Origin of the sequence: Kribbella aluminosa (assembly GCF_017876295.1) — a bacterium.
GTDB classification, from domain to species: domain Bacteria; phylum Actinomycetota; class Actinomycetes; order Propionibacteriales; family Kribbellaceae; genus Kribbella; species Kribbella aluminosa.
In genome coordinates, this window is sequence record NZ_JAGINT010000002.1 from 1754401 (window position 1) to 1780421 (window position 26021).

Here is a 26021-nt window from a genome sequence, read left to right on the forward strand (position 1 = left end):
ATGTTCCAGTTCCAGCGGCTGCCGGGTCGCGTGCTCAGCCAGATCCTCGTGCTGGTCGCGCTCGTCGTGCTCGTCGTCCCGCTCGTGCTCATCGTCAAGGAATCCCTGGCCGGCGAGGGCTTGACCAACTACACGCTCGTCCTCTCGTCGACACCGTTCGTGCGGTTCTTCGCGAACAGCCTGATCGTCTCGGTGTCGACCGTGGTCCTCGTCATGTACCTCGGACTCAGCGCGTCCTACGGCTTCGCCGTACTGCGGCCGCGGGGCTCGACGATCGGAGCCGTGGTCATCCTGACCGGGCTCGCGCTGCCCGCGATCGCGCTCGTCGTTCCGTTGTACTACGTCGTCGAAGCGATCGGACTGCTCGACACCTACTGGTCGGTGATCATCCCGCTGACGGTGATCTCGATCCCGTTCGGAGTGCTTGTCAGCAGCAACTACATTCGCGGGCTGCCGGCCGAGCTCTACGAGGCCGGCCGGCTCGACGGGGCGAACTCCTGGCAGTTCTTCTGGCAGATCCTGGTCCCGATCTGCCGGCCGATCCTGTCCGTCGTCGCGATCTTCACCTTCCTCGCCGCGTGGAACGAGTACCTGCTGCCGCTGCTGTTCATCCAGTCGACCGATCTGCAGGTGCTCACCCAGGTTCCGACGTACTTCCAGAGCGAACGACTGGTGGACACCCCGAAGATCTTCGCCGCGAACATCCTGATCTCGCTGCCCGTCGTCGTGCTCTTCGTCGTCCTGCAGAAGACCTTCCGCACCGGCGTCTCGGCCGGTGCCGTCAAATGAACCAAGGAGTCCCATCGATGGATCGACCGAAGATACTCGCGTACTACTTCCCGGATTGGCACCGCGATCCGCGGAACGCGAAGTGGTTCGGCCAGGACTGGGACGAGTGGAAGCTCCTCGAAGCGGCGAAGCCGCGGTTCGACGGGCACCGGCAACCGCGCAGCCCGATCGACGGCCCGTTCGACGAGGCCACGCCGGCCGCGGCGGAACACCAGATCCGGCTCGCCAAGGAGTACGGCGTCGACGGATTCCTGGTCGACTACTACTGGTACGACGACGGCCCGTATCTCCAGGCGGCCCTCGACGACGGTCTGCTCGCGGCCCGCAACAGCGACGACATCACGTTCGCGTTGATGTGGGCGAACCACGAGCTCGTCGACATCTTCCCGCACGACGACCCGGCCAACGACTCGCCGCGGCGGCTCAAGAACGGCGCGGTCGATCGGGTCGCCTTCGAGAAGCTGGCCAGGCACGTGATCGACGCGTACTTCGCGCGCCCGAACTACCTCACCGTCGACGGCCGGCCGTGGTTGTCGGTCTACGAGCTCGGCAACCTCATCGCCGGTCTCGGCGGTGTCGAGGAGACAGCGGACGCGTTGCAGTGGTTCGACGAACAGACCCGGCTGGCCGGCTTCGAGGGGCTGCACCTGGATGCGGTGATCTGGGGCGTCGGCGTACTCCCGGCAGCGATCACGCTCGACAAGCCGGCCGAGTTGGTGCAGAAGCTAGGCTTCCGGTCCGCGACCTCCTACGTCTGGGTGCACCACGCCGACGTCGGCGGGTTCGACTTCCCGCGGTCCGGGATCGACGGGCTGCGCGCTGCGGCCTTCGCCGAGTACGAGCGGTACGCCGCGGAGCTCGACGTACCGTTCTATCCGAATGTGACCGTCGGGTGGGATCCGAGCCCACGCACCGACCAGAGCCGCGAGTTCGTGCGCGGCCGGTACCCGTGGACGACGACGTTCGATCCCTCGCCCCAGGACTTTGAGTACGGGCTGCTGCTGGCCAAGTCCTTTCTCGAACGGCACCGGCAACCGCATCCGATCATCACCGTCAACGCCTGGAACGAGTGGACCGAGGGTTCGGCGCTGCTCCCCGACAGCCACAATGGCTACGGCTTTCTCGAGATGATCCGGGATGTGTTCGGCTAGTGGGAGGGAAGTTGGCGAAGAACGTCACGATCAAGGACGTCGCCGCGCTCGCGGGGGTGTCGATCGGCACGGTGTCGAACTACATCAACGGCACCAAGACGGTGGCCGAGGCGACCCGGGCGCGGATCGACCGCGCGATCGAGGAGACCCGGTTCGTTCCCAACCGCGCCGTCCGTACGCTGCGGGGGAACCGTACGCACACGTTGGGACTGCTCGTTCCGGACGCCGCGAACCCCTACTTCACCGAGATCGCACGCGGGGTCGAAGACGTCGCCCGGAGCCGCGGCTTCGTGCTGGTGTACTGCGACACCGCAGGCGACCCGGTCCGCCAGGGCGTGTACGTGCGCAACCTGGCCGAGATGCGGGCCGGCGGCCTGATCATCGCGTCGGCGACCGCGGAGCCACCGGACCTCGGCGATCTCGAGTCCATCGGCACTCCGATCGTCGTCCTGGGGCACGAAGGAATGGCGCTGACGTCGTCGGCGGTCATCGTCGATCAGCACCGGGGCGGCTTCCTGGCGATGAAGCATCTGCTCGACCTGGGCCACCGGCACGTACTGTTCGCCGGTGGTCCCGGCGGCGATCTCGTCCTGAAGGCGCGCTTCGAGGGTGCGCTGCTCGCGATCGAAGCGGCCGGCGAGGATCCCGCGTTGCTGCAGCGCGCCGACGCGGCCGGCCGGACGGTGCGCGAGCGCAGCGAGCTGGCCGGCCTCATCACGGCGATGCGGCCCCGGCCGACTGCCGTCCTCTGCGGCAACGACATGATCGCGATCGCGATCGTCAACAAACTCATCCGGGACGGCTGGTCGGTCCCCGGCGACATCGCGATCGTCGGGTACGACGACATCGGCGAAGCACAGCTGGCCGTCGTCCCGCTGACCACGATCCGGCAACCGGGGCACGACATCGGCGAGTCGGCGGCCCGTCTCCTCTTCGAGACCTCCGACGACCCGACCCGGCCGCACCGGCAGGTCACCTTCACACCGGAGCTCGTCGTCCGCGCGTCAACGATTCAACAAGGGAGTCGAATGACATGGCGATCACCAGATCAAGGTTCCTCAGGGTAGCGACGGCACTCGTCACCGCGTTCGCGCTGGCGAGTGTCGCGGCGCCGCCCGGACATGCCTCAGGTGTCACCACCTGGAGCGGAGCCACGCCCCCGCTACCGACGCCGTGGACATCGCAGGTGTCGCCAACGAACGCGTTGCCGGACTACCCGCGCCCGCAGCTCGCCCGACCGACCGCCGCATCGCCGACCTGGACGAACCTCAACGGACTCTGGCAATTCGCCGCCTGGGACGGCTTCAGCACGATCCCCTTCGGCCGGAGCCTCGGCGGGAAGGTCCTCGTGCCGTATCCGATCGAGTCGGTGCTGTCCGGCGTACAGAAGCACTACGACTACATGCTCTATCGCCGCACGGTCGACGTCCCGAAGTCGTACACCAAGGACGGTCGGCACGTCCGGTTGAACTTCGGCGCGGTCACGTACGACGCCACCGTCTTCGTCAACGGTCAGCAAGTCGCGCGGCATCTCGGCGGGTACGACGCGTTCAGCGCCGACATCACCAGCGCGCTCACGGCGACCGGGCCGCAGGAAATCATCGTCGCCGTTCACTCGCCCGTCGACAGCGAACACATCCCGGTCGGCAAGCAGCGGCTCGCTCCGGGTCCACTCGGCGGCGTGTGGTTCACGGCGTCGTCGGGCATCTGGCAGACGGTCTGGCTGGAGCCCGTGGAGTCCACGAGTATCGCGAGCTTCACCGCGACTCCTGACGTCGACACCGGGTCGTTCGCGGTCACCGCGACGTACAACGGGGATGCCGGCGGCGCCCGCCTTTCGGTCGACGTCTTCGACGGTACGAAGAAGGTGGCGTCCGGCGGCGGCCTGGCCGGCGCCCCGATGAAGCTCGTCGTACCCAACCCTCATCTGTGGACACCGGACGATCCGCACCTGTACACGTTCAAGGCTCGCCTGAAGTCCGACACCGTGGAGAGTTACGCCGGGCTGCGCCAGATCTCCGTCGAGAACGTCGGCGGTAAGCAGCGGGTGACGCTCAACCACAAGCCGACGTTCCTGCTCGGCACTCTCGACCAGGGATTCTGGCCGGACGGCATCTACACGGCGCCGACGGATGCGGCACTCAAGTTCGACCTGCAGAAGACGAAGGACCTCGGCTTCAACACCATCCGCAAGCACATCAAGATCGAGCCGGCACGCTGGTACTACTGGGCGGACAAACTCGGCCTGATGGTCTGGCAGGACATTCCCTCGATGACGCCGGAGAGCAGCGGCAGCTTGACCACCGGCGAGAAGGCGAACTTCCGCGCCGAGGCGAGCCGGATCGTCGCTCAACTGCGCAACGTGACCTCGATCATCGGCTGGATCCCTTTCAACGAGGGCTGGGGGCAGTGGTCGGTGCAGGCCGCCGCCGACGTCGGAACCCAGCTCAAGGCACAGGATCCCTCCCGCCTGATGGACGAGCGAAGCGGATCCAACTGCTGCTATACGCCAGGCGATCCGGGCGGTGGAGACATCATCGACTGGCATGTCTATCCCGGTCCGGCGTTGCCGGCTCCGGATGCGCATCGCGCCTCGATGGACGGCGAGCACGGCAGCTACAACTACTCCGTCGAGGGCCATCGGTGGCCTGGTGCGCCCACGGATCTCTGGAACTCCGTGGACAGCAACGCGGCCCTCACTGATGCGTACGTCGCCAACACCGCAGTACTTCGGGACCAGGGAGCGCCGTACGGACTGTCGGGTTCGGTGTACACCGAGATCACCGACATCGAAGGCGAACAACCGGGCCTGCTGACCTACGACCGTGCCTACGAGAAGGTGGACGAGCAGCGAGTACGCACGGTCAACCAAGAGGTGATCGCGGCCGCCACCAAAGCGCCACCGACACCGCCGGAGGGGACGCCTGGTCTCAAGGGCGTCGACGCCTGGACCTTTGACGAGGGCTCCGGTACGTCGGTAGCCGATGCGGTCGGTACGAACCCTCTCAGTCTGACGGGCGGGTACCAATGGGCCGGCGGTCTTGCCGGTGGAGCGATCCAGTTCGGCGGCAACGGCTCCGCGGCCACGGCAGGCCCGGTCCTCAGGACCGACGAGCGCAACTACAGCGTGTCCGCGTGGGTTCGCTTCAACCAGCTGGGTGGGGGCTTTCAGACGGTCGTCGGCGAGGACGGCGAGCAGAACAGCGCCTTCTTCCTCCAGTGGTCGGGAGCTGACCAACGCCTTGCCTTCGCTGCACTGGGAACCCGCGCTGTTGCAAGGGACATCACTGTGCAACCGGGCCGGTGGTACCACCTCGTCGGCGTGCGTGATCTCACCGCCTCGACACTGACGATCTACGTGGACGGACAGCAGGCGGGATCGACGTCAGTGCTCGGCTTCGGCGACAAGGCGACGGGTCCGTTGACAGTCGGGCGGGGCCGCTTCGGCGGCGGACCTGTCGACTTCCTCAACGGGAGCGTCGACGGAGTACGCGTGTTCGACCGCGCGCTGTCTGCGGAGGAGGTAGCGGCCCTCTTCGCTCAGAACGGATCCTGAGGTGAACAGTCACCAGCGCCCGGGTTGCGCGGTCCGCGCGTCGACCACGTGACCACCGAGTTCTCCGAGTAGGAGGTCTCCGAGCGCACCGACATCGACGGTGACCTCGCCACCCGGTTCAGCGACTACCAGAAATCGGGAACCCTCGACGGCCGGCCGGCTGCTGGTCGTTCGGCTGCGCCGATCGTCGGGGGACGGTTGGCGGGGACGGGTCGGCCGAAGACGTCGCGGCCGCCGTTGCCCGGGATGATCGTGCCGGCGTGAAGCGCGGGGGAGCCGGTCAGGACGTGATACCCGTCGAGGTCGTCGATGCCTGTTGCGCTACGGGGGGTGTTCAGTAGCGGGTCGGCGGTTGATCCGCCGGGGTTGTCGACGGTGCCGGTGACGCCGTACAGGAGGTTGTGGGTGGTGCGTACGGCGGTGCCGGGCTGGAGGCGCATCGCCGCGGTGCCGGATCCTTCTTTGGTCACGAGGTTGTTGTCGAAGCGGACGTTGTGCGGTGCTGTGGTGTTCTCGTTGATCACTGTCATCGATCGCCCGGGGCCGACGTAGATCGTGTTGTTGTAGACGTGTGCACTCTCGAGTCCGCCGGAGCACATCTCGACGCCGCGGTAGGAGTCGTTCTGGCTGATGTTGTACCGGATCACGGCGTTCGCGACGCGGCCTGCGGCGTTGCACAGGAGCAGGAATCCGCCGGCGTTGTCGTGGCTGTAGTTGTACTCGAAGGTCGTACCGTCGGTGCCTTGGTCGACGTCGAAGGCCATCCCGTCGCGGGTGGTGGTCCCGCCGGAGACCTCGTTGTGGCGGAAGGTCGTGCCGTCGGAGTTCCACGGCCACAGGCCGGCGTTGTAGCCGGCGGAGCGGCGCTGGAACCCGGCGATGTGGTTGCCCTCGACAACGGCGTCGCGTGCGGTCAGGATCACGATGCCGTCGCCGCCGATGTCGCTGACCTGGTTGTTCCGAACCACGATGCCGGTGTTCGGGGTCCATGGTTTGGTGTACGGCGCGGTGCTGCCGGCCTGGGCGCGTTGTTCCCATTGCGAAACGACGAGCCGGATGCCGCCGCGGTTGACGCCGGCGACGCGGTTGCCGACGACGCGGACATCGTCGAAGCTGCTGGGCCGTTCGTCGCCGGTGACGGAGAAGAGGATGCCGTCGCTTCCCGAGGTGCTCTTGGTGTCGTCGCCCCAGATGTCGTGGACGTCGAGGTTCTGCAGTACGTAGTGCCGGCCTTGGCCGTAGTTCTCGAGCTGGACATGGACGCCGCGCCGGTTGGAGCCGGGCGCGGCGCCGTTGGTGATCTCGAGGTCGCGGAGCTCGATCCACTGTGTGTTGCGCAGCAGGACCGTGTCCGGTGCGCCCGCGCCGTCGATCACCGGCTGCGCGCCAGGGCCGTAGGCGCCGATCTGGATCGGCGCACCGGGGCGGCCTTCCCCGGACGGGGCGAGGGTTCCGGTGCAGCGTGAGCCGCGCCGGAACAGTACGAGCTGACCCGGACGGAGACGGGTCGCGTTCACGGCGGCGAGGCTCGTGACCGGTCGTGCGGCCGAGCCGTCGCCGGGCGCGGTGGCGCTGCAGTCGACGTGGATCGTGCCCGGGCCGGCGGCTGTGGCGGGCGCCGCCGGAGCGACGACAGCCAGGCAGACCGCGGCCACGGCAAGGGAAGCGGGTGAACGGAACCTGGTCACGAGAAGACCTCCGCGGGCGGTTATGAGGTGAGTGCTAGTGACGTATTCCCCAGAACTACGTGCATAAACGCGCATTGCGCCTGAATGTGCCCGGGACGACTGCTCTCGGATCAGGTGGCGTGTCCTGCGGCGTCTCCAGGAACACGAAAGTCCAAGACTTGATTCTTGGGAGTCCATTCCGCCGATGACAGGCGTGTCTCACTGTGGCTAGACCCGGACGGAAGTCCATGCCCGCATCCGAACGCCGGCGGAGGCGTTGACCGCCTACGCCTCGAAGAGAGCGAGAGCCGATGACCCGTTCCCCTGCGTCCCGGCCGCTCAGCAGGCGGGCCCTGCTGGGCGGCGCCGCTGCGCTCGGAGCAGCTGCCGCCACTGGCGGACTGTCAGGTTGTGGCTCACCTGCCTCGCTCTCCGCGGACCCGAGCGAGCTGGTGCTGTGGTACTGGAACCGTGCGGTGACGCCGGAGCTCCTGGCGCAGGCCGCCGAGCACATCCCCGGCAGTCCCGGTCGTCGTGTCCGTGGAGACCTCATCGGTGCCGGCTTCGACACCAAGCTACGGACGAGCCTGGCAGGTGATGCCTACATCCCGAACATTACGCTGATCAATTCCAACTGCGCGCTGTACTTCCCGAACGAATCCCTGTTTCTCGACTTCTCCGAGCTCGGTGCAGCGCAGTACCGCGACCTGTACTACCCGTGGAAGTTGAAGCTGGGCACGACCCCGTCCGGCCGGTTGTGCTTCTGGCCGCTCGACACCGGTCCGACCGGCTTCTACTACCGGGCGGACCTGTTCGACAAGGCCGGGCTACCGTCTGCGCCCGACAAGGTCAGCGCCGCGATCCGTACCTGGGACCAGTGGATCGAGCTCGGCCGGGAACTCCGGGCCAACGGCGGACCGGCGATGGTCAACTCCGCCGCTGTCGTCTTCGGGCAATTCATCAACGCCAGCCCCGAGCGCTACTTCGACGAGCAGGACCGCCCGATCTTCGCAGCCGAAGGCAGCGCCGTACGGCGAGCCTGGGACACGGCGGTCAAAGCCGTCGACGCCGGGATCACCGGCAACCAGCAGACCGCGACCGGTCAGAACTCCGCCTGGGTGACCGGTGCGACGGCTGGGCACATCGAGGCTGTCTGGTGGGCGGAAATCCTCGGTGACACCGCACCGAAGACCAAGGGCCTCTGGCGGATCGCGGATCAACCGGTGGCGCCGGGGAACAGCGGTGGATCGTTCGTCGCCATTCCCCGGTCCTGCAAGGATCCCGAGGCTGCCTTCAACTTCACCACCTGGTTGACCAGTCCGGCGAACCAGGCCGTGGCGTTCAACAAGATCCAGCTGTTCCCGTCCTCGCCGGCGTCGTTCGAGCGGGGTGGCCTGCGTGCCGATGCAACGTTCTTCGGCAGCCAGAACATGCTGCGGTTCTTCTCCGACGCCGCTCGAAGAGTGCCGTCGACCTTCGTCAGTACCTACGAGAGTCAGGTTGAGGCCTTTGCCGCCGAGCTCGCGAACGTGGAGAGCGGTGGCAAGGCCCCGGAGCAGGCCTGGGAGGACGCGGTCGCCCAGGTGAACCGCGTGCTGAAGAAGCGAGGAGTGATCTGATGACGCTGAGCTTGACCACTCAACCGGCCGGCCGAACCGCGGGGACCGGTGCAGTTGCCAGAGGCCCCCGTCGCCCGCTGCGGTCATTCTGGCCCCAGTATCTGGCCGTAGCGCCGTTCTACCTGCTGTTCTTGATCTTCGGGCTGTTCCCCATCGGGTTCTCGATCTACTTGTCCTTCACCGACTGGGACGGGATCGGGAAGATCAAGTTCGTGGGCCTGGCTCAGTACCAGTACCTGATCAGCGACCCGCGGTTCTGGAACGCGGTGGGGAACACCTTGGTCATCTGGTTGCTGGCTACCGTTCCGATGCTGTTTCTCGCGCTGGTGCTCGCCTTTCTGCTGCACCAGAACATCCGGTTCAAGTCGGCGTACCGGGTTGCGTACTTCCTTCCCAACGTGACCAGCATGGTGGCGATGGCGATCGTCTTCGGGTCGGTCTTCTCGGACAGCTTCGGGCTCGTCAACTCGGCCCTCACCGCGCTGGGCGTGAACGAAGTGCCGTGGCTCTCCTCGAACTGGGGGATCAAGATCACCATCGCGGTCATGGTGATCTGGCGCTGGACCGGCTACAACGCGATCATCTACCTCGCCGGTCTGCAGGCGATCCCGACCGAGCTGTACGAGTCCGCCCGCGTCGACGGTGCCGGCAACTGGCACATCTTCAGCAAGCTCACTGTGCCGCTGCTGCGTCCGGTGATCCTGTTCACGGTGATCACCTCCACCATCGGCGGTCTGTCGCTGTTCACCGAGCCGCAGGTGCTGCTGGGCAACAACGGCGGCACCGACGAGGCAGGCATGACGATCGTCCTCTATCAGTACAACCAGGCCTTCACCCAGTTCGATTTCGGCTACGGCTCCGCGATCGCCTGGGCCTTGTTCATCATCGCCTTGGTGTTCGCGGTCATCAACTGGCGGCTGGTACGCGAGCGTAGTACGGACTCTTCGTCGCAGCGACGGCTGTGGACCGCCACGACGCGGAAGGGGATCACCCGATGACCGTCAGAGTAGTCTCCCGGCTCGTCACCCATCTGTGCGTGCTCTTCGGCGTGCTGCTGTCGGTGTTCCCGTTCTATTGGCTGGTGGCGATGTCCACTCAGACCACTGCCGAGATCTTCGGCTACCCGCCGCGGCTGACGTTCGGCCCGGAGCTGCTCACCAACATCCGGTCGGTGATCCACAACGTCGACCTGATCCAGGCCCTGTTCTACACGGTGATCGTGTCGGCGGCCTCGGCGCTGCTGGTGATGTTCTTCGACTCGCTGGCCGCGTTCGCGTTCGCGAAGTACAGCTTTCCCGGCAAGAGCGTCTTGTTCGTGGCGTTGCTGGTGACGATGCTTGTCCCCGGCAACCTTTCGCTGGTGCCGTCGTTCGTACTGATGAGCCACCTCGGCTGGGCCGGCAGCCTGCAGGCCCTGATCATCCCCGGGGCCGCCAATGCGTTCGGCATCTTCCTGCTCCGGCAGTTCGCGGCCGGGTCGATCCCCGACGAACTGGTGGACTCGGCGCGGATCGACGGCGCGGGGTTCTTCCGCACCTACTGGAGCGTGGGTGTGCCGATGCTGCGCGGCGGACTGGCCTTCCTCGGCATCTTCACCTTCATCTCGGCCTGGAACGACTACGTGTGGCCCCTGATCGTGCTGGTGAACCCGCGCGTGCAGACGCTGCAGACGGCGCTGTCGACGCTGAACTCGGTCTACGGCACCGACTACGGTGCGGTGATGGCCGGCGCGTTGGTGAGCTTGCTTCCACTGATCGGGATCTTCATCATCGGCTCACGGCACTTCATCGCCAACATCGCGGCGGGCGCGCTGAAGGGCTGAAGGGCTGTAGGCAGGCTGGTCAGGTCGTGGGGCTGTGGGTGACTGTGCCGTTGCGCCGGAACTCACGGGGCGGCAGGCCGACCCGGGTGGTGAAGAGCCGGCTGAAGTACGCCGGGTCGTCGTACCCCGTACGGTGCGCGATCGCGGCCACGGTGAGAGTGGATCCGGTCAGTAGCGCCTTCGCCTCGTTCAGCCGGACCCCGAGGAGGAACTCCTGCGGGTTCAGGCCGGACACGTTCCGGGTGGCGGCGCGGAGCCGCGGCACGGTGATGCCGAGCCGGGCGGCGTGACCGGGTACGGACGTCGGCGTACAGGCGCCGTCGCGCAGGCGTTCGACGAGTTCGGAGTCGTCCGGGCCGGTGCTGGGTGTGGCTTGGCCGGCGCCGATCAGCAGTTCGTGGAGGGCCGGGACGGCGCGTACGTCGGCCGCGGGGTGCGGCTGCCGGCAGAGGTCGAGCAGCCGGCCGAACGCCTGCTCGACGCGAAGCCGGTTCCCGGAGCGGGCGTCGAGTGGCAGTACCGGGCGTTCTGGGTCGAGGTAGCCGAGTGCGGAGTACGCCGCGGCGGCGGGACCGTCGTACAGCACCCAGGCCTGCGTCCAGCCGGACCCCGTCGGCCGATAGCCGTGCAGGACGCCCGGGAACAGCCACAGCACGGCAGGGGCCCGAACCTCGGTGATCCGACGGCTCGGGCCGTGCAGGAGGGCGCCGTGACCGGCACGGAGCAACACCGCCGCATGGCAGCCAAGGGCGCGTTCCGCGGTCGGCCCGGGCGGATTGCGCTCCTCGCCGACTCCGAGGCAGAAGAGTCCAAGTCGTCGATGTGCCGCGCCAGGAGTGAGATAGGTCGACCAGTCCTCAGACGGATGGGCGACGCCGGGGACCCGAGAACTCATACACCCAAGAATCCAACAGTCCGTCGACAGCTGTCCATCCGTAACTCTCGACGGTGTCGGCGTACGTGATGCTGCCGCCCGGCGCCAGTTCTCGTGATCAGGGTTGGTTGATGAGGGTTTGGGCGGCGAGGGTGATGAGGTGGTCCATGGCGGGGCCGTCCATGGTTGGGGGTTGGAGTAGGAGGCGGTGCACGCCTAGGGCGGCGTACTGGCGGGCGGTGGCCGGGTCGGGGATGCGGTCTGGGGTGACGGTGATCTCCAGGTTGCCGAGGTCGGTTGGGCGGTTCCAGCGCTTGGACGCTTCGCGGAGGCCGGTCAGTGCGGCCGCGGTTTGCCCGAGGTCGAGTTCCCAGCCGTACCAGCCGTTCCCCTGCTCGGTCGCGCGACGGTAGGCGGCCGGGGAGTGGCCGCCGACCACGATCGGCGGCCGCGGCCGCTGCACCGGTCGAGGCCGTTCGAAGACGTTGGCGAAGGCAACGAAACGCCCCTCGAAATGTGGAGCCGGTTCGGCCCACAAGGCCCGCATCGCGGCGAGGTACTCGTCGGTTCTGGCGCCACGTTCGGACAGCGGCACGCCGAGGGCAGACAGTTCAGGTTCGACGTACCCGACGCCGATCCCGACGGTGAGCCGTCCGCCGGACAGGTGGTCGATGGAGGCCAGCTGCTTGGCCAGCAGCACCGGCTGCCGCTGCGGCAGGACGATCACACCGGCTCCCAGGCGGATCCGGTCGGTGAGCGCCGCCAGATGTGCGAGCGCGACCAGCGCCTCGATCCGCGGCTGCTCGCGAGAGTCCTCGTCGTTGTCGGGCAAGGCGATGTGGTCGCCGACCCAGAGTGATTCGAACCCGGCGTCTTCGGCCAACCGGGCCCGGCGGGCCATCGTCGCCGGATCGGCGCTGCTGCCCCGATGCAGGCCGTACAGCCCGAACTTCAGTTCGTTCGCCATTCACGCTCCCGGGTTCCGGCAGCCGGGTTGTTCAGCTGCCGATGCCTGACGCTACACCGTAGACATGTGCATCAAAGCCTTTTGATCCTGTACGAAAGGCTGATCCTCACGAGCGTCCAGATCCACCGAGCCCCGGCCGCCCGCTCCTGGTAGCTTGGACTGAAGATGATCGAGAACATGAACGGGCACACGCTCCGAACGGTCGTGGCGATCGTGAACTCTGGGCCCGAAGTGGACGGCGTCGACCTGCTCGCCTCGATCGTGGACCTCTCCCAGGCGGTCGAGGAGTGGGTCGTCACCGACATTCCCCCGATCACGATCGGCGACCTGGAAGACGTTCGTTCGTTACGCGACAGACTCCGCCCCGTGTTCACGTCGCCGGACGACGAGACCCGGGAGCAGCTCATCAATGAGCTGCTCAGCACAGCTACGGTGCAGCCGAGGCTGGTTTCGCATGATCATCTCGGCCGGCATATTCACTACTTCCCTTTGCAGGCGCGTATTGCGGAGCACCTGCAAGCGGACTGCGGAATGACCCTGGCCATCGTCCTTGCCTCTGGGCAGGGGCGACGCCTGCGAGAGTGCTCGGCGCCGGACTGCGGCAGGGTCTTCGTCGACGTTTCCAGGAATGCAAATCGCCGCTATTGCGACTCCCGGCGCTGCGGGAATCGAATCAATGCCGCGGCATACCGGGCGCGACAGCGCAGTAGTTGACAGCTGCCGCCAGTGCCTACCCCTCAACGGTCATAGCGGTCTGGACGCTCAGAGCGTTCGCGCCGCACAGGATGACGACCGGTGGGGCATCGCTTGCGGAGCGAACCAGGCCACCCATCACTGCAGCGAATGCGGCACCAGCAGATGGTTCCACCGCCAGTTTGAAGTCTTGCCACAGATACTCTCGGGCCATCTCGATCGCCTTGTCGTCCACCAGGACGCTGGTGACGTCGGGGTTCTGGTGGCAGATTTCGAACGCCAGCGATCCGATGCGAGCAGCACCGAGGGTGTCGGCCGCCAGCGTGTCCACCTCGACGTCGACCGGCGCTCCGGCCCGAAGGGCTCGATTGAACGACGGCGCCCCCGTCGGCTCGACTCCGACGGTTTCATAGCCGAGGTACTCACCGGCAAGCGCAACACCGGCGAGGAGGCCACCACCTCCGACCGCGACGACGATCGGCCCGTGACCGGGTGACTGCTTGACCAGATCGAGGGCAACCGTGCCCGCACCTGCGACTGCATCGACAGAATTGTAGGGATGCAGCATCACGGCCTTCGTGCGATCGGCGATGGTTCCGGCGATCTCATGGGTTTCGGCATGTGTCTCGCCTTGTGCGACAACCTCGACACCGAGCTGGCCCAGTTGGGCCAGCCGGCTCGGTGACGCCCAGGTCGGGACCACGACAGTCAGAGCGACGTCGAGCGACTTGCAGGCTACCGCCGCCGCGATGCCGGCGTTTCCGCCCGAAGCGATGACGAAGCGCTTCGGTCCCGAGCGGCTGCTCTCGCGGGCCATTCGAATGACTGCGTTGTAGGCTCCGCGGGCTTTGAAGGTGCCCGAGACCTGGAGGTGTTCGAGCTTCAGGAGGACATCTCGCTCACCGTCCACCGTGCGCACCCGCGCCGGCCACAACGGTGTCTTCCGTACGAAGGGCGAGATGCGCCGTTCCGCCGCGAGTATCTCGCGCATCGATGGCACCGCACTCATGCCATCTCGCCGTCCGACAGGAGCGCTTCGACGAAGCGCACACCAGAACTCAGCTGACTGATCTCGATGAACTCGTCCTTCGTATGTGCCTGCTCGATCGATCCGGCGCCGAAGACGAGCGTCGGGATGCCGGCGCGCGCCAACTTCGAGGCGTCGGATCCGAACGGCACTCCGATCGGCGAGGGGTCGAGGCCCGCCGCGCGGAGCGATCGCCGAACATCGTGGACGAACGGTGAATCGGCATCCGCGTCCATGCCGTAGTCGATCAGCGAGGGCGGTCCTACTTCCGCCGCCGGCCACCGTCGCTCGATGTCCGCTTTGAACGCTTGCCAAATGTCCAGCGGGTCATCGGACGGGAGCGTCCGCTGATCGATCTCGATGGACGCCTCGGTCGGGATCAGGTTCACGCCTTCGCCGCCACGCATCGTCGTCACGGCGATCGTTCCCGCTCCGAGCAGCGGATGTACCCGATCGCGCAGCGCACCCGAGACGTCGTTGGCGATGTAGTTGGTGATCTCGGCACAGATGTAGATCGGATTGAGCTGAGCGTCGGGTCGCGAACTGTGTCCACCGGTTCCGCGCACGGATATCCGGCAGCGCAGCACACCCTTCTGGGCAACCACGAGCCGGAGGGAGGTCGGCTCACCGACGATCGCACCGATACATGCGGGGAGTTCGTCACACAAGGCCGTGACTCCTCGATAGCGTTCTTCCTCGTCGACGCAGGCGGCAATGACGACTCCGTGGTGCGGTCGCGCCCCACGAGACACGTTCTCGACCGCGGCCATGAAGATGGCGAGTTGCCCCTTTGCGTCGCAGACACCGCGTCCGGTAACGCGGTCGTGCGCTCCAGCCCGGCCCAGCGCGAACGGCGGAACGGTCATGCCGCCGACCTCGACGGTGTCGGTGTGTGTCTGCAGCAGGATCGTTCCTGGGAGCTCACCCGGCACGGTGACGTAGACGTTGGCCCGGGCAGGTACTGCGTCCTTCATGCGCGACGCCCAACCGTGTGCTCTCGCCCATTCGTCCACATACACAGCAACCTCGGTCTCGCCACCGTCCGTGGCACCAAGGCGTGGATTGACGCTCGGGATCGCGATGAGATCCTCGAGCAGTTCGATCACTCGCAGCGCGTTCACGTCCTGCCTCACGATATGCCTGCGCGCACGTGCGCAAGGAGTTGATCCAGGTTGTCCCTGAAGACGAGGCGCAGTTGCGAATCGTCGAGCGACTGCAGTCCTGGTACGTCCACTGCCTGCTGGAACGGTAAGAACTCGAGGACAGGCGAGTAGTCACTGCCCCATAGAAGTCGCTCAGGGCCGACGCTGTCGACGAGCCAATGAATCCAGTCGCACGCCGCGGCGGCGAGGTCATGAGCGCGCCCCGGTGCGACCGTTGCGTAGGCTCCGGAGAGTTTCGTGTGGCAGTTCGCCAGCATCAGCAGGTCCTTCGTCGCCGCCAGAGACTTGTCCAACGGATCCGGCTGTACGCCGGGTAACCCCAGATGGCTCATCATGAAGACCAGGTCCGGGCGGCGGCTCAACACGCCGTACAAGGCCCGGTGTGTGGCCGGGCCGGCGTTGATGCTGAGCAACAGCTGCTGCTCGTCGAGGACCGCCAGCGTCTGCGTCATCCAGCCGAACCAGTCGGGATCTTCTACCTGTTGCGCATCCACGTAAGCACTTGCCCCGACAAATCCTTTGGCACGGAGCTCGGCGATCGAGCTCGCCGTGGTTCCCGGCGCGATGTAGGCGACGGGATGCATCCACGCATTCGTCGTCGACAATGCGCGGATGAACTCGTTGTTCCCCTTGAACCGTGGGATGCCCTCGTAGCCGATGACAAGTGCGTCGGCGAGCTCATGTTGTCCGCGGAGCTCCGCATAGTGTGCGACTTCTCCCTCGGGATGTGCTGCCTGCTGACGATCGCTGTACGAGCCCTCGAAGAAGTGCACATGCGCGTCGGCGCGTCTGCGGGGTATCGGTCGGCGCATGGGCGGTCCAGTCCTCCTGATGATGATCAGGACGTCAGGTATTCGGGCGTGATCGGCACCGCAGTGCGGGTCGTTGCAGCGGTCGTTATGGCCTCGGCCAGGGCAATGCCGGCGAACGCGTCATCGAGCGAAACGATCTCGGACGGAACCCCCCGCCGTGCGCAGTCGACGAAATGGCTCAACTCGCGGCGCAAAGCCTGGTGCAGTACGTCCTCGTCGCTCCCGTCGAACCTGACGCGGAGGATCCCGGTTTTCAGAACCACGGTGAGCTCGTCACCGGGATACCGTTCGTTCTCGGTCAGCAGCCAGCTACTCGAGAACGACCAGGAAAGGCCGTTCGCCAGCTCCATGACGGCGGACAGGCAGACGCCGAGCTTGCCGTTCTCACCGACCGGCGCGACCGCGACGACGGAGGACGGCACCTCGCCGGTCAGCCACAAAGCCAGGTCGATGTCGTGGATCGTCGTCATCAGCGGGATGCCGACGTCGCTGAACAGGACCTGGTGGTCGCGGGGACGGTGGCGTTGTGCGTGTACGGCCAAGACGTCCCCCGGTTGCCCGGAACCGACGGTCCGGCGCAGTCCGAGGTATGGCGAGGCGAATCTCAGGATGTGCGCCGGAACGATCGGCGCGAGACGACTCGCTTCGCGGAGCGTGCCGAACTCGGCCCGGGAGACAGCGACCGGCTTCTCCACGAGTGCGGCGACACCGCGTGCCGCCGCCTGCGTCGCGAAGTCCGCGTGGGTCGTGCCGGGACTGACGATCGACACCGCATCGACGACATCCGCATCGAGCATGTCGACCGCGTCAGCGAATGCCGGAACACCGCCGGCCTTCTCCGCAGCCCGCGCGGCACGCTGGGGATCGGCATCTGCCACAGCGGTCACCTGGACACCGGGCATCTCCAGGTAGGCGTTCAAATGCGCAAGCCCGAATGTCCCCACACCGATGACACCGACCCGAACGTGATCAGTCATCGCACCACCCCCTCGCGCCAGAACGTTCAACCCATGGTCTTCGCCGCGAAGAGGCTCATGACCGTACTGCGTTAGCTGGTGATGGGAATCTAGAGGCTGCACGCGAGATCGTCAAGCGGACGGCGCTCGCGTGCGAGCCTCTGGCAGGCCTTCGTCAGTAGGTCGCGCGGCCGCCACTGATGTCGTAGACCGCGCCCGTGGAGAAGCTCACCCGGTCCGACGCCAGGAACGAGATGAGCTCGGCAACCTCCTCGGGCCGGCCGACTCGCTGCATGGGGATCAGGCTGGTGATGTGGGCGAGGACTTCGGGGCTGGTGCTGTCGTTCATCGGAGTGGCGATCACAGCCGGAGCGATCGCGTTGACGAGGACACCGGTGGTCGCGAGCTCCTTGCCGATGGACTTGGTCAAGCCGATCACGGCGGCTTTTGTGGCCGAATAGATGGAGAGATTCGGATTGCCGTCCTTGCCGGCCATGCTGGCGAAGTTGACGACCCGACCCCATCCGCGCTCGCACATGCCGGGTACGAACGCCCGCAAGGTGTTCACGGTGCCGACGACGTTCACGTCGATGACCCGGTGCCAATCGTCGGAGGTGGTGTCCAGCAGCGGTTTGTTCGGCCCCACGATGCCGGCCGAGTTGATCAGTACGTCGACGGGCCCGAGCTGTTCGGCGACCCGACCGAGTGCATGCTCATCGGTGACGTCGGCGGTCAGGTCCGCGCCCTGCAGGTCGAGTGTGTGTACTTGCAGCCCGTCGGCGCGAAGCCGTCGGGCCGCCGCGGCGCCGAGTCCACTGGCGCCGCCGGTGACGAGTGCGGTTCGAGTCATCGCTTCCCCTCGGATCAGGTGATCGGTTGGATCGCAGCTGACGGCGTGGTGCAGCGCACGTTGCCCACCAGGCAGTGCCGTATCCTTGCACGGCCTGAACGTCGAACATCCACACAGCCGACCGCCCTGGTGGGGCAGCGGTCGAAGATCGCAGTGCGATTCTCTCGCGTGCGATCCCGCACGCCCAGGGCCGTCGCCCAGATCGTCGAGGCTCTCGGACATTCGCCGGGAGCTCCTATTCAGAAGGGCTTCGCATGACATTGACGGGTCAACGTGTACTGGTGACCGGCGGCACCCGGGGGATCGGACGAGCCATCGCCGATGCGTTCCTAGGCAGGGGATGCGAGGTCGTCACGATCGACGTCGATCCCGCCGACACGTCCTGGCCGCACTACCAATTCGATCTGGCGGACACCGCCGGGATCGCTGATCTGGTATCGACGATAGTGCAGCAGGAGGGACCGCTCGACGTCCTGGTCAACTGTGCCGCGATCCCCAGCCGGGTGGCGTTTGCGGACCTCGGGATCGACCACTTCGACCAGGTGATGAGCGTCAATCTCAAGGCGGCGGTCTTCCTGGCCCAAGCCGTTGCCCGTGGAATGGCTGACCGCGGCTACGGCCGAATCGTCAACATCACGTCGATCCACGGCTCCCGCGGTGAACGAGAGTGTCTTGTCTACGACATGTCCAAGGCCGCACTGGGCGCGTTGACCCGGACGCTCGGTGTGGAGCTGGCCGGATCCGGAATCCTGGTCACCGCCGTAGCGCCGGGTTTCATCGACACCCGTGGCGCCGATCTGACGACGGACAGCTTCACGACGGTCTACCAGCAGTTCGGCAAGCTGCCGCTCGGCCGTGCCGGGCGGCCCGAAGAGGTCGCCGAACAGGTCGTTTGGCTGGCCAGCCCGCAGAACAGCTACGTGACCGGAACCGCGTTGGCCGTCGACGGTGGCCTCTCGGCCACCTTCTGACCCTTTGGATAAGTCACGGGCAATCGTCGGCTAGCACCTGATGTGAGGTAGTCGAGATCCTGCTCTTTATCTTTTGCCGACAAGGTGCATAGTCTTGGTCCAGACCAGGCTACCCCCATTCACCGCTCGAAGGGGATCATCATGGACCGCATCATCACGTCAGGAGTAAACCGGAGAACGTTTCTGGTTGGCAGCATCGGCACTGCTGCCGCGCTCGGCCTGTCGAGCCGGCCGGGCGTCGCGTCGGCCGCACCGACGTTCAAGGTGTACAACGCCGTTCGGGCACGCCCCGACCTGAGTGCCTACGGCGTCCCCAAGCGCACGATGATCTACCAGAATGCGCTGGTCGTGAACGGGACCGGCGACGAGACCCTCGTGAAGAACACGATCCAGACCAACATGACGGCCGGGGTCACTCAGGCGTGCTTGGACATCGAGGCATGGCCGCTGGACAGCCTCCCCGATGCCGACTTCGCGGTGAACGCGGCCAAGTACAACGAGGTCGCGGGCTGGGTGAAGGAAGTGAGTCCGTCGTTCCGCCTCGGCTGGTACGGCATCCTGCCGCGGCGCGACTACTGGTCGGTCATCCAGGGGACCACGGCCGCCTGGTACGCGGACAATGCCCGGCGCCAGGTCATCGCGGATCACGTTGACGACGTCTATCCGTCGCTCTACACGTTCTACACCGACCAAACCGGCTGGGTGAACTACGCGAACGCCAACCTGACGCAGGCCGGGATCTACAACCGTCCCGGCTACGCGATCATCTGGCCGAAGTACCACCCCAGCGCGCCCGCGGACATTCGCGGAACCTTCATCGCTCGTGACTACTGGCGGCTGCAGCTCGAAACCGTCCTGGCCCACCAGCAGTCGGCCGGCTCTGCCATCGTCGGCGTCGCCATCTGGAACGACGACTCGACCTGGGACCCGACCGCCGATTGGTGGCTGGAAACGATCGACTTCGTCAACGATCACAATCTCGGCTAGCCGCCACCACCGAAGGAGACCCATGTCTTTCGAGCTGTCCAGACGTTCCCTGCTCGGTGGCCTCGGAGCGACCGCGGTCGCCTTCGGCCTGACCCGGACCTCGTCAGCGGCCGGCGCCACCGGCCTGCCTTTCGTGGTCGACGGGGCCGCCAAAGCAGTCGTCGTCGTACCGGACGCTGCCGATCCGCAAGTGAGTGCGGCGGCCGCGACATTGATTTCGACGATCGCGACCTCAACCGGCGTGACCCTCCCAAGGCTTACCGAGTCGGCAGCTACGGAGACCGCCTACCCAGGATGGACCCGGATCAGACTGCGCGTCGCAAGCGACCGAGACACCGACGAACTCAGCCGGCAGGCGCTCTCGTTACCCGGCGACGGCTACTTGATCGCACCGGCCCAGACGGCGGTCACCGTCATCGCGGCATCGCCGTGGGGTACTCGATTCGGAACCTACGCGCTGCTGACCAAGGTCGTCGGCGCCGAGTGGATCATGCCCGGCCCGTCCGGCGCGGACATCCCGGCGTCGACGAATCTCGACGGGCCGGCAGCGACGATCCTGTCGGTACCTGCCTTCGCCAGTCGTCAGCTCTATCCGCTGGGCATCGGAAACACCTGGGACAGTACGAACGTCCTGGCCAAGTGGGGCGCCCAGAACCGCATGCACGAGACGCGAAGCTATTCGCACAACCTGTCGCGGATCTTCTCTCCGGCCCTGTACGGCGATCCGCAGAAGCCGGATACCTATCGACCTCAGCTCTATCCCCTCCGAGGTGGCGTACCGTACATCCCGCCGGCGACGACGGCCACCGGCTGGCAGCCGCGCCTGACTGTGCCGGAAACGGTTGATATCGCCGCGCAGGCGGCGATCAGCGCCTTCGACGCGGACCCGGAACGCCGGGCGTTCTCGCTCGGCATCAACGACTCCGGCGGATTCAGCGAAGACGAGTACGAGCTGAGCGGGTACGACGAGTTCGGCCTCCGCAGCCTGTCGAACGTCTACTACGCCTGGGTCAACGCCGTCGCCGAAAAGGTCGCCGTCGCCTATCCGGATCGGCTGCTCGGGCTCATCGCCTACAACGAGGTGGCCGCCCCGCCGGACTTCGACGTACACCCGAACGTGATGCCGTATCTCTGTCGCGATCGGTACGGCTGGGTCGATCCGGGCACCAAGGCGGCTGATCTCCGCAGACACGAGGCCTGGCAGCGGCGGGCGTCGACCTTGGGCTGGTACGACTACGCGTACGGCGCTCCCTACCCGATCCCCCGGATCGCCGGCACGGCACTCCAGGACGCGTATTCGTACGCGGCCGGTCATGACGTTCAAGGCGTCTTCGCCGAGCTCGCGCCGAACTGGGGCGACGGGCCGAAGGCCTGGATGTTCACGAAGCTCCTGTGGGACCCGAGCCTGGATGCGTCAGCCCTGCTGGAGGAGTGGTGCCGGCGGGCCGTCGGGCCGGCTGCCGCCGCCGATCTGATCGCCTACTTCCAAACCTGGGAAGCGATCTGGACAGATCGGGTGCCTGCCACCGAATGGTTCGGCGCCACTGGTGGGTCGACCTACTTTCCCTTCTACCAGGCCGACTTCATCGACGTCATCGAGCCTGCCGAGATCGCCCAGCAGCGCCAACGCCTGGAACGCGTCGAGCTCCAGGCCGACTCCGCGCCGAGGAAGGCCAGGGCCGAGGTCCTGCAGCGTGCGTTCTCCTATTACGAGGCGTCGGTCCTCAGCTTTCCGCGCGCGACCCCGCCACCGGTTGACGAGATCACCGCGTCGGCCCTGTTGGACGACGTGACCGGCCGGCTGGACGATTCCATCGCCCTCGCCGCCAAGCGAGGCCAGCTGATCGACGAATTCAACGGGGACCCGCTGCTTCGCCACTCCACGGACGCCCGGAAGGTGGGGATGAACTGGTCGGGCTGGAACCTGCCGGTGCTCTGGCAGCTGGCCGAGTTCATCCAGTGCGGCGGCGCGGCTGCCGCGCACGTACGGACGAAGGTCCGGCAGCTGATCGATTCGGCAGCGTCGGCGAACGTCAAGAGCTACGCCGAGATGTTGCTGCAGGTGGCGGATCGCGAGGTGACCACGCTCGGTGTGAACACCCGGTTCGCCGACGGGACGATCGCGCCCTGGCTGATCGAGTCCAGCGAACCGCCGCGCGAACCCGCGGTCATCGCGACCGAGCACGGTCGCCACCTTCTCCGGGTGGCCGGCGGCTTTCGCTCGGGCGGTATTTCCCAGGCCATTGCGGTGCAGCCAGGGCTGATCAGGCACCACCTCCGGTACCGGGTCACCGCGGATGCAGGCTCCGGTGGTGCGATGCAGCTGACCTGGTACCTGCTCAACGCCACCGGCGGCCTCGTCCAGCTGTATCGCGGCCGCCGTCGTCAGCTGTCCGGCACCGGCGGGCACTGGACCGACCTGGTAGGACTGGAGATGCTGCCGGCCGGAGTGACCACGGCCAAGCTGTACGTGTCGTTCCTGGGCATCCCGGCCCAGACCACGGTTGATTTCGATCGGATCGAGTTCAACCAGCTCCGCTGACCACCACCGCCCCGCCGGTCGCAGTGCCACCGGCGGGGCACCTCAGCCCTTGACCGCGCCGGTGAGAACTCCCTTGGTGAAGTGCTTCTGCAGGAAGGGATAGACACAAGCGATCGGGATCAGCGAGAGCACCAGGATCGCCATCTGCAAGGCCGGCTGGGACGGTGGCACGGCGCCGGCATCGGTGACGCCGACTTGGCTGTTGTTGATGAGGTACTGCCGCAGGACCAGTTGGATCGGCCACTTCTTCTGGTCGTCGATGTAGAGCATCGCCGAGAAGAAGGTGTTCCAGAAGTTCACGGCGTAGAAGAGCCCGATAGCAGCCAGGATCGGCTTCGACAGCGGCAGCACGATGGTCCAGAAGATCCTGAACTCGCCGGCACCGTCGATCAGAGCCGCCTCCGTCAGTTCAGCGGGAAGGCTTCCGAAGAACGCGCGCATGACGATGACGTTGAAGGCGCTGACGGTCACCGGGATGATCAAGGCCCACAGCGAGTTCAGCAATCCGAACTGTTTGACCGTCAGATACATCGGGATCATGCCGGCGGAGAAGAGCATGGTGGCCAGGACGCCCAGCAGGATCACCCGCCCGAACAACAGGTGCGTGCGCGACAACGCGTAGGCCAGCGTCGACGTCACCGCCAGAGCCAGCAGCGTGCCCACGATCGTGACAAAGGCGGAGACTCCGAGCGCGGTCGTCACCTGCCCGCCGGCGAGGATCGACCGGTAGGCGTCGAACGTCGGACGCTCCGGCCACAGCACCAGGCCGCCACCTCGGCCGACCTGCGACGAATCGGCGAGCGAGGTCGAAACCACCATCACGAACGGGCCGAGCACGATCAGGCAGCACAGCGTCAAGATGATCATCTTGCCGACCTCGGCCGGTGCGTGCGGCCGACGAGTGAGCGAGGTCATTTGTCGGCTCCTTGGTAGATGCCGGCTTCACCGAACAGATGCGCCAGCTTGTTGGCGGCGAGTACGAGCACGACGCCGATCACACCCTTGACGAGACCGACCGCCGCGGACGTGCCCCACTCTCCGCCGACGATCCCGTTGTTGTAGACATAGGTGTCCAGCACCTCGGAGGCGTGCGCACCGACGGCAGCCTGCTGCAGGACGATCTGCTCGAAGCCGACCGACAAGAGGTCGCCGATGCGCAGGATCAGGATCAAGATGATCACCGGCCGGATACCTGGCAGCGTGATGTGGAACAGCTGCCGCCAGCGGCTGGCGCCGTCGACCTCGGCCGCCTCGTACAGGTTCTGGTCGATTCCAGCAAGGGCGGCAAGGAACAGGATCGTTCCCCAGCCGCAGTTCTTCCAGATGTCCTGGAGGATCAGCAGCGGCTTGAAGAAGCTCGGATTGCCGATGATCTCCGGGTGCGGTCCACCGAGCGCGGACATCAGCTGCTCCAGCGGGCCGCCGAAGCCCAGCACGTGCTGGAAGATCGCAACGACGACGACCCAGGACAGGAAGTGCGGCAGGTAGAGGACGGACTGCACGACCCGCTTGAACCGCTCGGAGACCAGGCTGTTCATCAACAGGGCCAGGGCGATCGGCGCCGGAAACGTGAAGATCAACTGCAGGAACGTGATGATCAGCGTGTTTCGCAGCGCGTTCAGGAAGGCCGGATCCCCGTCGAACAGGATCGAGAAATTGCCCAGCCCGACCCAGTCCGACCCGAGGATCCCGATGAAGGGCTGATAGTCCTTGAACGCGATCACATTTCCGAGCAGCGGCAGATAGTAGAAGCTCGCGAAGATCGCCACACCGGGCAATGCCAGCAGCAACAGACTCCAGTCTCGCCGCAGCCGCCGCGCGAGCAGGGCGCGCGGCGGTTCCGAACGGGAGCTCACCCGGCGGCCCGGCCCAACTCGTCCGCGATCTTGTCGCCGATCGCCGTCTTCCAGGAGCGGACCAGGTCGTCCCAGGTGGAGACCGGTGCGGCTCCGGTCAGGATGCTGCGCTGGGCATCGGTGATCCGCTTGGCGTAGCTGGCGCTCTTCGCGACGTCGGTCTCCGAGTACAGCCCCAGGGACGCGTCGTCGACACCGGACGGCATCTTCGCGGTCAGATAGGCATGCTGGGCTTTGGTCACGTCGTCTTGACCGGGCGTGTACAGGGCCGCCTGGGCGTTGCCGCCGCAGTACGACCAGCCGGCCAGGATGTTGGCGGACTGGCCGTCGCGGAACTCGGGATTTCCCTTGACCATGTCGTAGGTGACACCGGGCGCACCGTAGTTCACGTCCAGGAATTCCTGGGTGCCGAACGGTGAGGCCAGGAAGTCGGCGATCCGGAGAAGTTCCCGCAGCCGTTGGTCACTGCTCTGCTTCTTGATGGCGATGAACGCCGGGTAGCCGGCGACGCTCTTGAAGATCGACGCCCGCCCGCCGCCACCCCACTTCGGCAGGTCGACATGGCCGAGGTTCCACTTCGGCTCCTGCCGGGCCCACAGTCCCCAGCCGGTGAAGGACTGGTGATAGAGCGAGATGGTGCCGGCTCGCAGCCACTCGGCGGTCTGCGGTGAGAAGGACTCGGGGTGCAGGTAGCCGGCCGCGATGATCTTGGCGCATTCGTTGAGCGCGTCCTTCATCTGCGCCGACTCGAGCTGGTTGACGAACCGTCCGTCGACCTTGTGCCATCCGTTGGGCGCACCCATCATCTGGAGTACCAGCGGAAGGAGCCAGCTGGTCGGATCCTGCCCCATCGCGAACTGGTTCCGCTTCCGATCGGTCAGCTCGGCGAAGAGGGCAACCAGCTCCGGTCCCGAATTGATCTTCGGATTCGGATCGATGCCTCTGGCCCGCAGGAGATCGCCACGCGTGGACAGAATCGATCCGGCCGGTGGCCGAGGCTGGGCGATCCCCCAGAGCCGGCCTTTCACCTCGGGGATCTTCCAGGTGGCCGGCGGAATGTTGGCCAACGCCGGATACTCTTTCACGCCGTCCCCGCCGAGGACGTCCGAGAGGTCGGTGAAGTATTTTTCCAGCAGTTGCGGATATTTCGGCACCAACGCCATTTGGACAAAGTCGGGGAGGTCGTTGCCGGCCATCGTCACCTGGAATTTGTCCAGATAGTACGTCGCAGTGACGACGACGGCGTCCAGCGAATTCCCGGACTGTGTCCGGGCGAGCCGGTACGCCAGGTTCGCGTCCGGAGCGACGTTCGGAGCGGTGCCTTGGAGCAAGGCGGTCGCGGGCGCGGTACTCGGCAACGGGAATCCCGGACGTTTGATCGGCGGTGCCGGAAACCCGAGGAATCCGGGGGCTACTCCGTCGATGGTCCCCGGCAGATCCGGTTTCACGTCGTTGAAGGGCACATAGATCGGTGGCGTGTAGCGAGCGCCGGACGACCCGTTGCCGTTCGGCTGCTGACCTGACGCGCACCCGTCCAGGCCCAGCGCCAGTAGGGCACCGGCGCTGCCGCCAAGAAGGGTGCGCCGTGACAACCGCGACTCGTGGTAACTCATATCAGTCCTCCCGCTGGATGCGGTGTGCTCCGCCTTGGTGGCTAAGGAGCATTCGCGACTTGCCCCTGACGAGGCGATCGAGAGTGACAGTAGAACCCGGCCTGGT

General features: G+C 66.1%; 22 protein-coding genes. 11 read left to right on the top strand and 11 right to left on the bottom strand.

Annotation, left to right across the window (positions count from 1 at the left end; genetic code table 11):
- Genes JOF29_RS29735 through JOF29_RS29750 form a run of 4 tightly spaced genes read left to right on the top strand, consistent with a single transcriptional unit; the run spans nucleotide 1 to nucleotide 5496 of the window.
- Nucleotides 1-789, top strand: coding sequence for a carbohydrate ABC transporter permease (locus tag JOF29_RS29735; RefSeq protein WP_209697713.1), 789 nt, complete (start codon nucleotides 1-3; stop codon nucleotides 787-789).
- A gap of 17 nt (nucleotides 790-806) precedes the next feature.
- The gene (locus JOF29_RS29740) at nucleotides 807-1940 is read left to right on the top strand and encodes a glycoside hydrolase family 99-like domain-containing protein (RefSeq protein WP_209697714.1); all 1134 of its coding nucleotides are present in this window, start codon (nucleotides 807-809) and stop codon (nucleotides 1938-1940) included.
- An 11-nt stretch (nucleotides 1941-1951) separates the two neighbouring features.
- Nucleotides 1952-3007 carry a LacI family DNA-binding transcriptional regulator gene (locus tag JOF29_RS29745; RefSeq protein WP_209697715.1) on the top strand — a complete coding sequence of 352 codons (1056 nt, stop codon included), beginning with the start codon at nucleotides 1952-1954 and terminating at the stop codon, nucleotides 3005-3007.
- Nucleotides 2974-5496: a LamG-like jellyroll fold domain-containing protein gene (locus tag JOF29_RS29750; RefSeq protein WP_209697716.1), complete on the top strand. Its 2523-nt coding sequence runs from the start codon at nucleotides 2974-2976 to the stop codon at nucleotides 5494-5496. The genes JOF29_RS29745 and JOF29_RS29750 overlap by 34 nt, the downstream gene beginning before the upstream one ends.
- Nucleotides 5497-5621: 125 nt before the next feature.
- Here the strand turns inward: JOF29_RS29750 and JOF29_RS29755 are convergent, their stop codons facing one another.
- Entirely contained in the window at nucleotides 5622-7184 is a 1563-nt protein-coding gene (locus tag JOF29_RS29755; RefSeq protein WP_209697717.1) for a right-handed parallel beta-helix repeat-containing protein, read from the bottom strand.
- Between the two features lie 290 nt (nucleotides 7185-7474).
- Here JOF29_RS29755 and JOF29_RS29760 point away from each other — a divergent pair, with 290 nt between their 5' ends.
- The 3 genes from JOF29_RS29760 to JOF29_RS29770 are packed head-to-tail and all read left to right on the top strand — an operon-like array spanning nucleotide 7475 to nucleotide 10604.
- Complete coding sequence (locus JOF29_RS29760) at nucleotides 7475-8782, top strand: ABC transporter substrate-binding protein (protein WP_209697718.1); 1308 nt, start codon at nucleotides 7475-7477, stop codon at nucleotides 8780-8782.
- A complete protein-coding gene (locus JOF29_RS29765) occupies nucleotides 8782-9780 on the top strand; it encodes a carbohydrate ABC transporter permease (RefSeq protein WP_209697719.1) in 999 nt (332 codons plus the stop codon). The genes JOF29_RS29760 and JOF29_RS29765 overlap by 1 nt, the downstream gene beginning before the upstream one ends.
- Nucleotides 9777-10604, top strand: coding sequence for a carbohydrate ABC transporter permease (locus JOF29_RS29770; RefSeq protein ID WP_209697720.1), 828 nt, complete (start codon nucleotides 9777-9779; stop codon nucleotides 10602-10604). The genes JOF29_RS29765 and JOF29_RS29770 overlap by 4 nt, the downstream gene beginning before the upstream one ends.
- Nucleotides 10605-10623: 19 nt before the next feature.
- On the opposite strand, the gene JOF29_RS29775 is transcribed toward JOF29_RS29770, so the two are convergent.
- A complete protein-coding gene (locus JOF29_RS29775; protein WP_209697721.1) occupies nucleotides 10624-11499 on the bottom strand; it encodes a helix-turn-helix domain-containing protein in 876 nt (291 codons plus the stop codon).
- A 97-nt stretch (nucleotides 11500-11596) separates the two neighbouring features.
- Complete coding sequence (locus JOF29_RS29780; protein WP_209697722.1) at nucleotides 11597-12445, bottom strand: TIGR03619 family F420-dependent LLM class oxidoreductase; 849 nt, start codon at nucleotides 12443-12445, stop codon at nucleotides 11597-11599.
- 165 nt (nucleotides 12446-12610) lie between these two features.
- Between JOF29_RS29780 and JOF29_RS29785 the strand changes: the two genes are divergently transcribed.
- Nucleotides 12611-13159 carry a CGNR zinc finger domain-containing protein gene (locus JOF29_RS29785; protein WP_209697723.1) on the top strand — a complete coding sequence of 183 codons (549 nt, stop codon included), beginning with the start codon at nucleotides 12611-12613 and terminating at the stop codon, nucleotides 13157-13159.
- 16 nt (nucleotides 13160-13175) lie between these two features.
- Here the strand turns inward: JOF29_RS29785 and JOF29_RS29790 are convergent, their stop codons facing one another.
- The 5 genes from JOF29_RS29790 to JOF29_RS29810 form a co-directional block, all read right to left on the bottom strand.
- On the bottom strand, nucleotides 13176-14129 hold the full coding sequence (locus JOF29_RS29790; RefSeq protein ID WP_209697724.1) for a pyridoxal-phosphate dependent enzyme: 954 nt from the start codon (nucleotides 14127-14129) through the stop codon (nucleotides 13176-13178).
- A 14-nt stretch (nucleotides 14130-14143) separates the two neighbouring features.
- Nucleotides 14144-15298 carry a M20/M25/M40 family metallo-hydrolase gene (locus JOF29_RS29795; protein ID WP_209697725.1) on the bottom strand — a complete coding sequence of 385 codons (1155 nt, stop codon included), beginning with the start codon at nucleotides 15296-15298 and terminating at the stop codon, nucleotides 14144-14146.
- On the bottom strand, nucleotides 15295-16101 hold the full coding sequence (locus tag JOF29_RS29800; protein WP_209697726.1) for an amidohydrolase family protein: 807 nt from the start codon (nucleotides 16099-16101) through the stop codon (nucleotides 15295-15297). The genes JOF29_RS29795 and JOF29_RS29800 overlap by 4 nt, the downstream gene beginning before the upstream one ends.
- Nucleotides 16102-16166: 65 nt before the next feature.
- The gene (locus JOF29_RS29805) at nucleotides 16167-17117 is read right to left on the bottom strand and encodes a Gfo/Idh/MocA family protein (protein ID WP_209697727.1); all 951 of its coding nucleotides are present in this window, start codon (nucleotides 17115-17117) and stop codon (nucleotides 16167-16169) included.
- 154 nt (nucleotides 17118-17271) lie between these two features.
- On the bottom strand, nucleotides 17272-17946 hold the full coding sequence (locus JOF29_RS29810; RefSeq protein ID WP_209697728.1) for an SDR family NAD(P)-dependent oxidoreductase: 675 nt from the start codon (nucleotides 17944-17946) through the stop codon (nucleotides 17272-17274).
- A gap of 254 nt (nucleotides 17947-18200) precedes the next feature.
- Between JOF29_RS29810 and JOF29_RS29815 the strand changes: the two genes are divergently transcribed.
- The 3 genes from JOF29_RS29815 to JOF29_RS29825 all read left to right on the top strand — a co-directional run bounded on the left by JOF29_RS29815 (nucleotide 18201) and on the right by JOF29_RS29825 (nucleotide 22446).
- Entirely contained in the window at nucleotides 18201-18917 is a 717-nt protein-coding gene (locus JOF29_RS29815; RefSeq protein WP_209697729.1) for an SDR family NAD(P)-dependent oxidoreductase, read from the top strand.
- Between the two features lie 141 nt (nucleotides 18918-19058).
- Complete coding sequence (locus JOF29_RS29820; protein ID WP_209697730.1) at nucleotides 19059-19904, top strand: hypothetical protein; 846 nt, start codon at nucleotides 19059-19061, stop codon at nucleotides 19902-19904.
- Nucleotides 19905-19926: 22 nt separating this feature from the next.
- Nucleotides 19927-22446, top strand: a complete 2520-nt coding sequence (locus JOF29_RS29825) for a DUF4838 domain-containing protein (protein ID WP_209697731.1) — start codon at nucleotides 19927-19929, stop codon at nucleotides 22444-22446.
- 42 nt (nucleotides 22447-22488) lie between these two features.
- On the opposite strand, the gene JOF29_RS29830 is transcribed toward JOF29_RS29825, so the two are convergent.
- The 3 genes from JOF29_RS29830 to JOF29_RS29840 are packed head-to-tail and all read right to left on the bottom strand — an operon-like array spanning nucleotide 22489 to nucleotide 25915.
- A complete protein-coding gene (locus JOF29_RS29830) occupies nucleotides 22489-23361 on the bottom strand; it encodes a carbohydrate ABC transporter permease (RefSeq protein ID WP_209697732.1) in 873 nt (290 codons plus the stop codon).
- Nucleotides 23358-24302 (bottom strand): ABC transporter permease, encoded by a 945-nt coding sequence (locus JOF29_RS29835; protein ID WP_307863758.1) that lies wholly within the window; start codon nucleotides 24300-24302, stop codon nucleotides 23358-23360. The genes JOF29_RS29830 and JOF29_RS29835 overlap by 4 nt, the downstream gene beginning before the upstream one ends.
- Complete coding sequence (locus JOF29_RS29840) at nucleotides 24299-25915, bottom strand: type 2 periplasmic-binding domain-containing protein (RefSeq protein WP_209697733.1); 1617 nt, start codon at nucleotides 25913-25915, stop codon at nucleotides 24299-24301. Before JOF29_RS29840 ends, JOF29_RS29835 begins: the two co-directional genes overlap by 4 nt.
- Nucleotides 25916-26021: the final 106 nt, after the last annotated feature.

What these genes read in the sequence shown, in the direction of transcription:
- JOF29_RS29790 (WP_209697724.1), bottom strand. Translation starts at nt 14,129, where the DNA reads ATGCGCGAGATACTCGCGGCGGAACGGCGCATCTCGCCCTTCGTACGG.
- JOF29_RS29820 (WP_209697730.1), top strand. Translation starts at nt 19,059, where the DNA reads ATGGACCGCATCATCACGTCAGGAGTAAACCGGAGAACGTTTCTGGTT.
- JOF29_RS29815 (WP_209697729.1), top strand. Translation starts at nt 18,201, where the DNA reads ATGACATTGACGGGTCAACGTGTACTGGTGACCGGCGGCACCCGGGGG.
- JOF29_RS29780 (WP_209697722.1), bottom strand. Translation starts at nt 12,445, where the DNA reads ATGGCGAACGAACTGAAGTTCGGGCTGTACGGCCTGCATCGGGGCAGC.
- JOF29_RS29770 (WP_209697720.1), top strand. Translation starts at nt 9,777, where the DNA reads ATGACCGTCAGAGTAGTCTCCCGGCTCGTCACCCATCTGTGCGTGCTC.
- JOF29_RS29825 (WP_209697731.1), top strand. Translation starts at nt 19,927, where the DNA reads ATGTCTTTCGAGCTGTCCAGACGTTCCCTGCTCGGTGGCCTCGGAGCG.
- JOF29_RS29775 (WP_209697721.1), bottom strand. Translation starts at nt 11,499, where the DNA reads ATGAGTTCTCGGGTCCCCGGCGTCGCCCATCCGTCTGAGGACTGGTCG.
- JOF29_RS29750 (WP_209697716.1), top strand. Translation starts at nt 2,974, where the DNA reads ATGGCGATCACCAGATCAAGGTTCCTCAGGGTAGCGACGGCACTCGTC.
- JOF29_RS29765 (WP_209697719.1), top strand. Translation starts at nt 8,782, where the DNA reads ATGACGCTGAGCTTGACCACTCAACCGGCCGGCCGAACCGCGGGGACC.
- JOF29_RS29805 (WP_209697727.1), bottom strand. Translation starts at nt 17,117, where the DNA reads ATGACTGATCACGTTCGGGTCGGTGTCATCGGTGTGGGGACATTCGGG.
- JOF29_RS29785 (WP_209697723.1), top strand. Translation starts at nt 12,611, where the DNA reads ATGATCGAGAACATGAACGGGCACACGCTCCGAACGGTCGTGGCGATC.
- JOF29_RS29810 (WP_209697728.1), bottom strand. Translation starts at nt 17,946, where the DNA reads ATGACTCGAACCGCACTCGTCACCGGCGGCGCCAGTGGACTCGGCGCC.
- JOF29_RS29735 (WP_209697713.1), top strand. Translation starts at nt 1, where the DNA reads ATGTTCCAGTTCCAGCGGCTGCCGGGTCGCGTGCTCAGCCAGATCCTC.
- JOF29_RS29840 (WP_209697733.1), bottom strand. Translation starts at nt 25,915, where the DNA reads ATGAGTTACCACGAGTCGCGGTTGTCACGGCGCACCCTTCTTGGCGGC.
- JOF29_RS29830 (WP_209697732.1), bottom strand. Translation starts at nt 23,361, where the DNA reads ATGACCTCGCTCACTCGTCGGCCGCACGCACCGGCCGAGGTCGGCAAG.
- JOF29_RS29740 (WP_209697714.1), top strand. Translation starts at nt 807, where the DNA reads ATGGATCGACCGAAGATACTCGCGTACTACTTCCCGGATTGGCACCGC.
- JOF29_RS29760 (WP_209697718.1), top strand. Translation starts at nt 7,475, where the DNA reads ATGACCCGTTCCCCTGCGTCCCGGCCGCTCAGCAGGCGGGCCCTGCTG.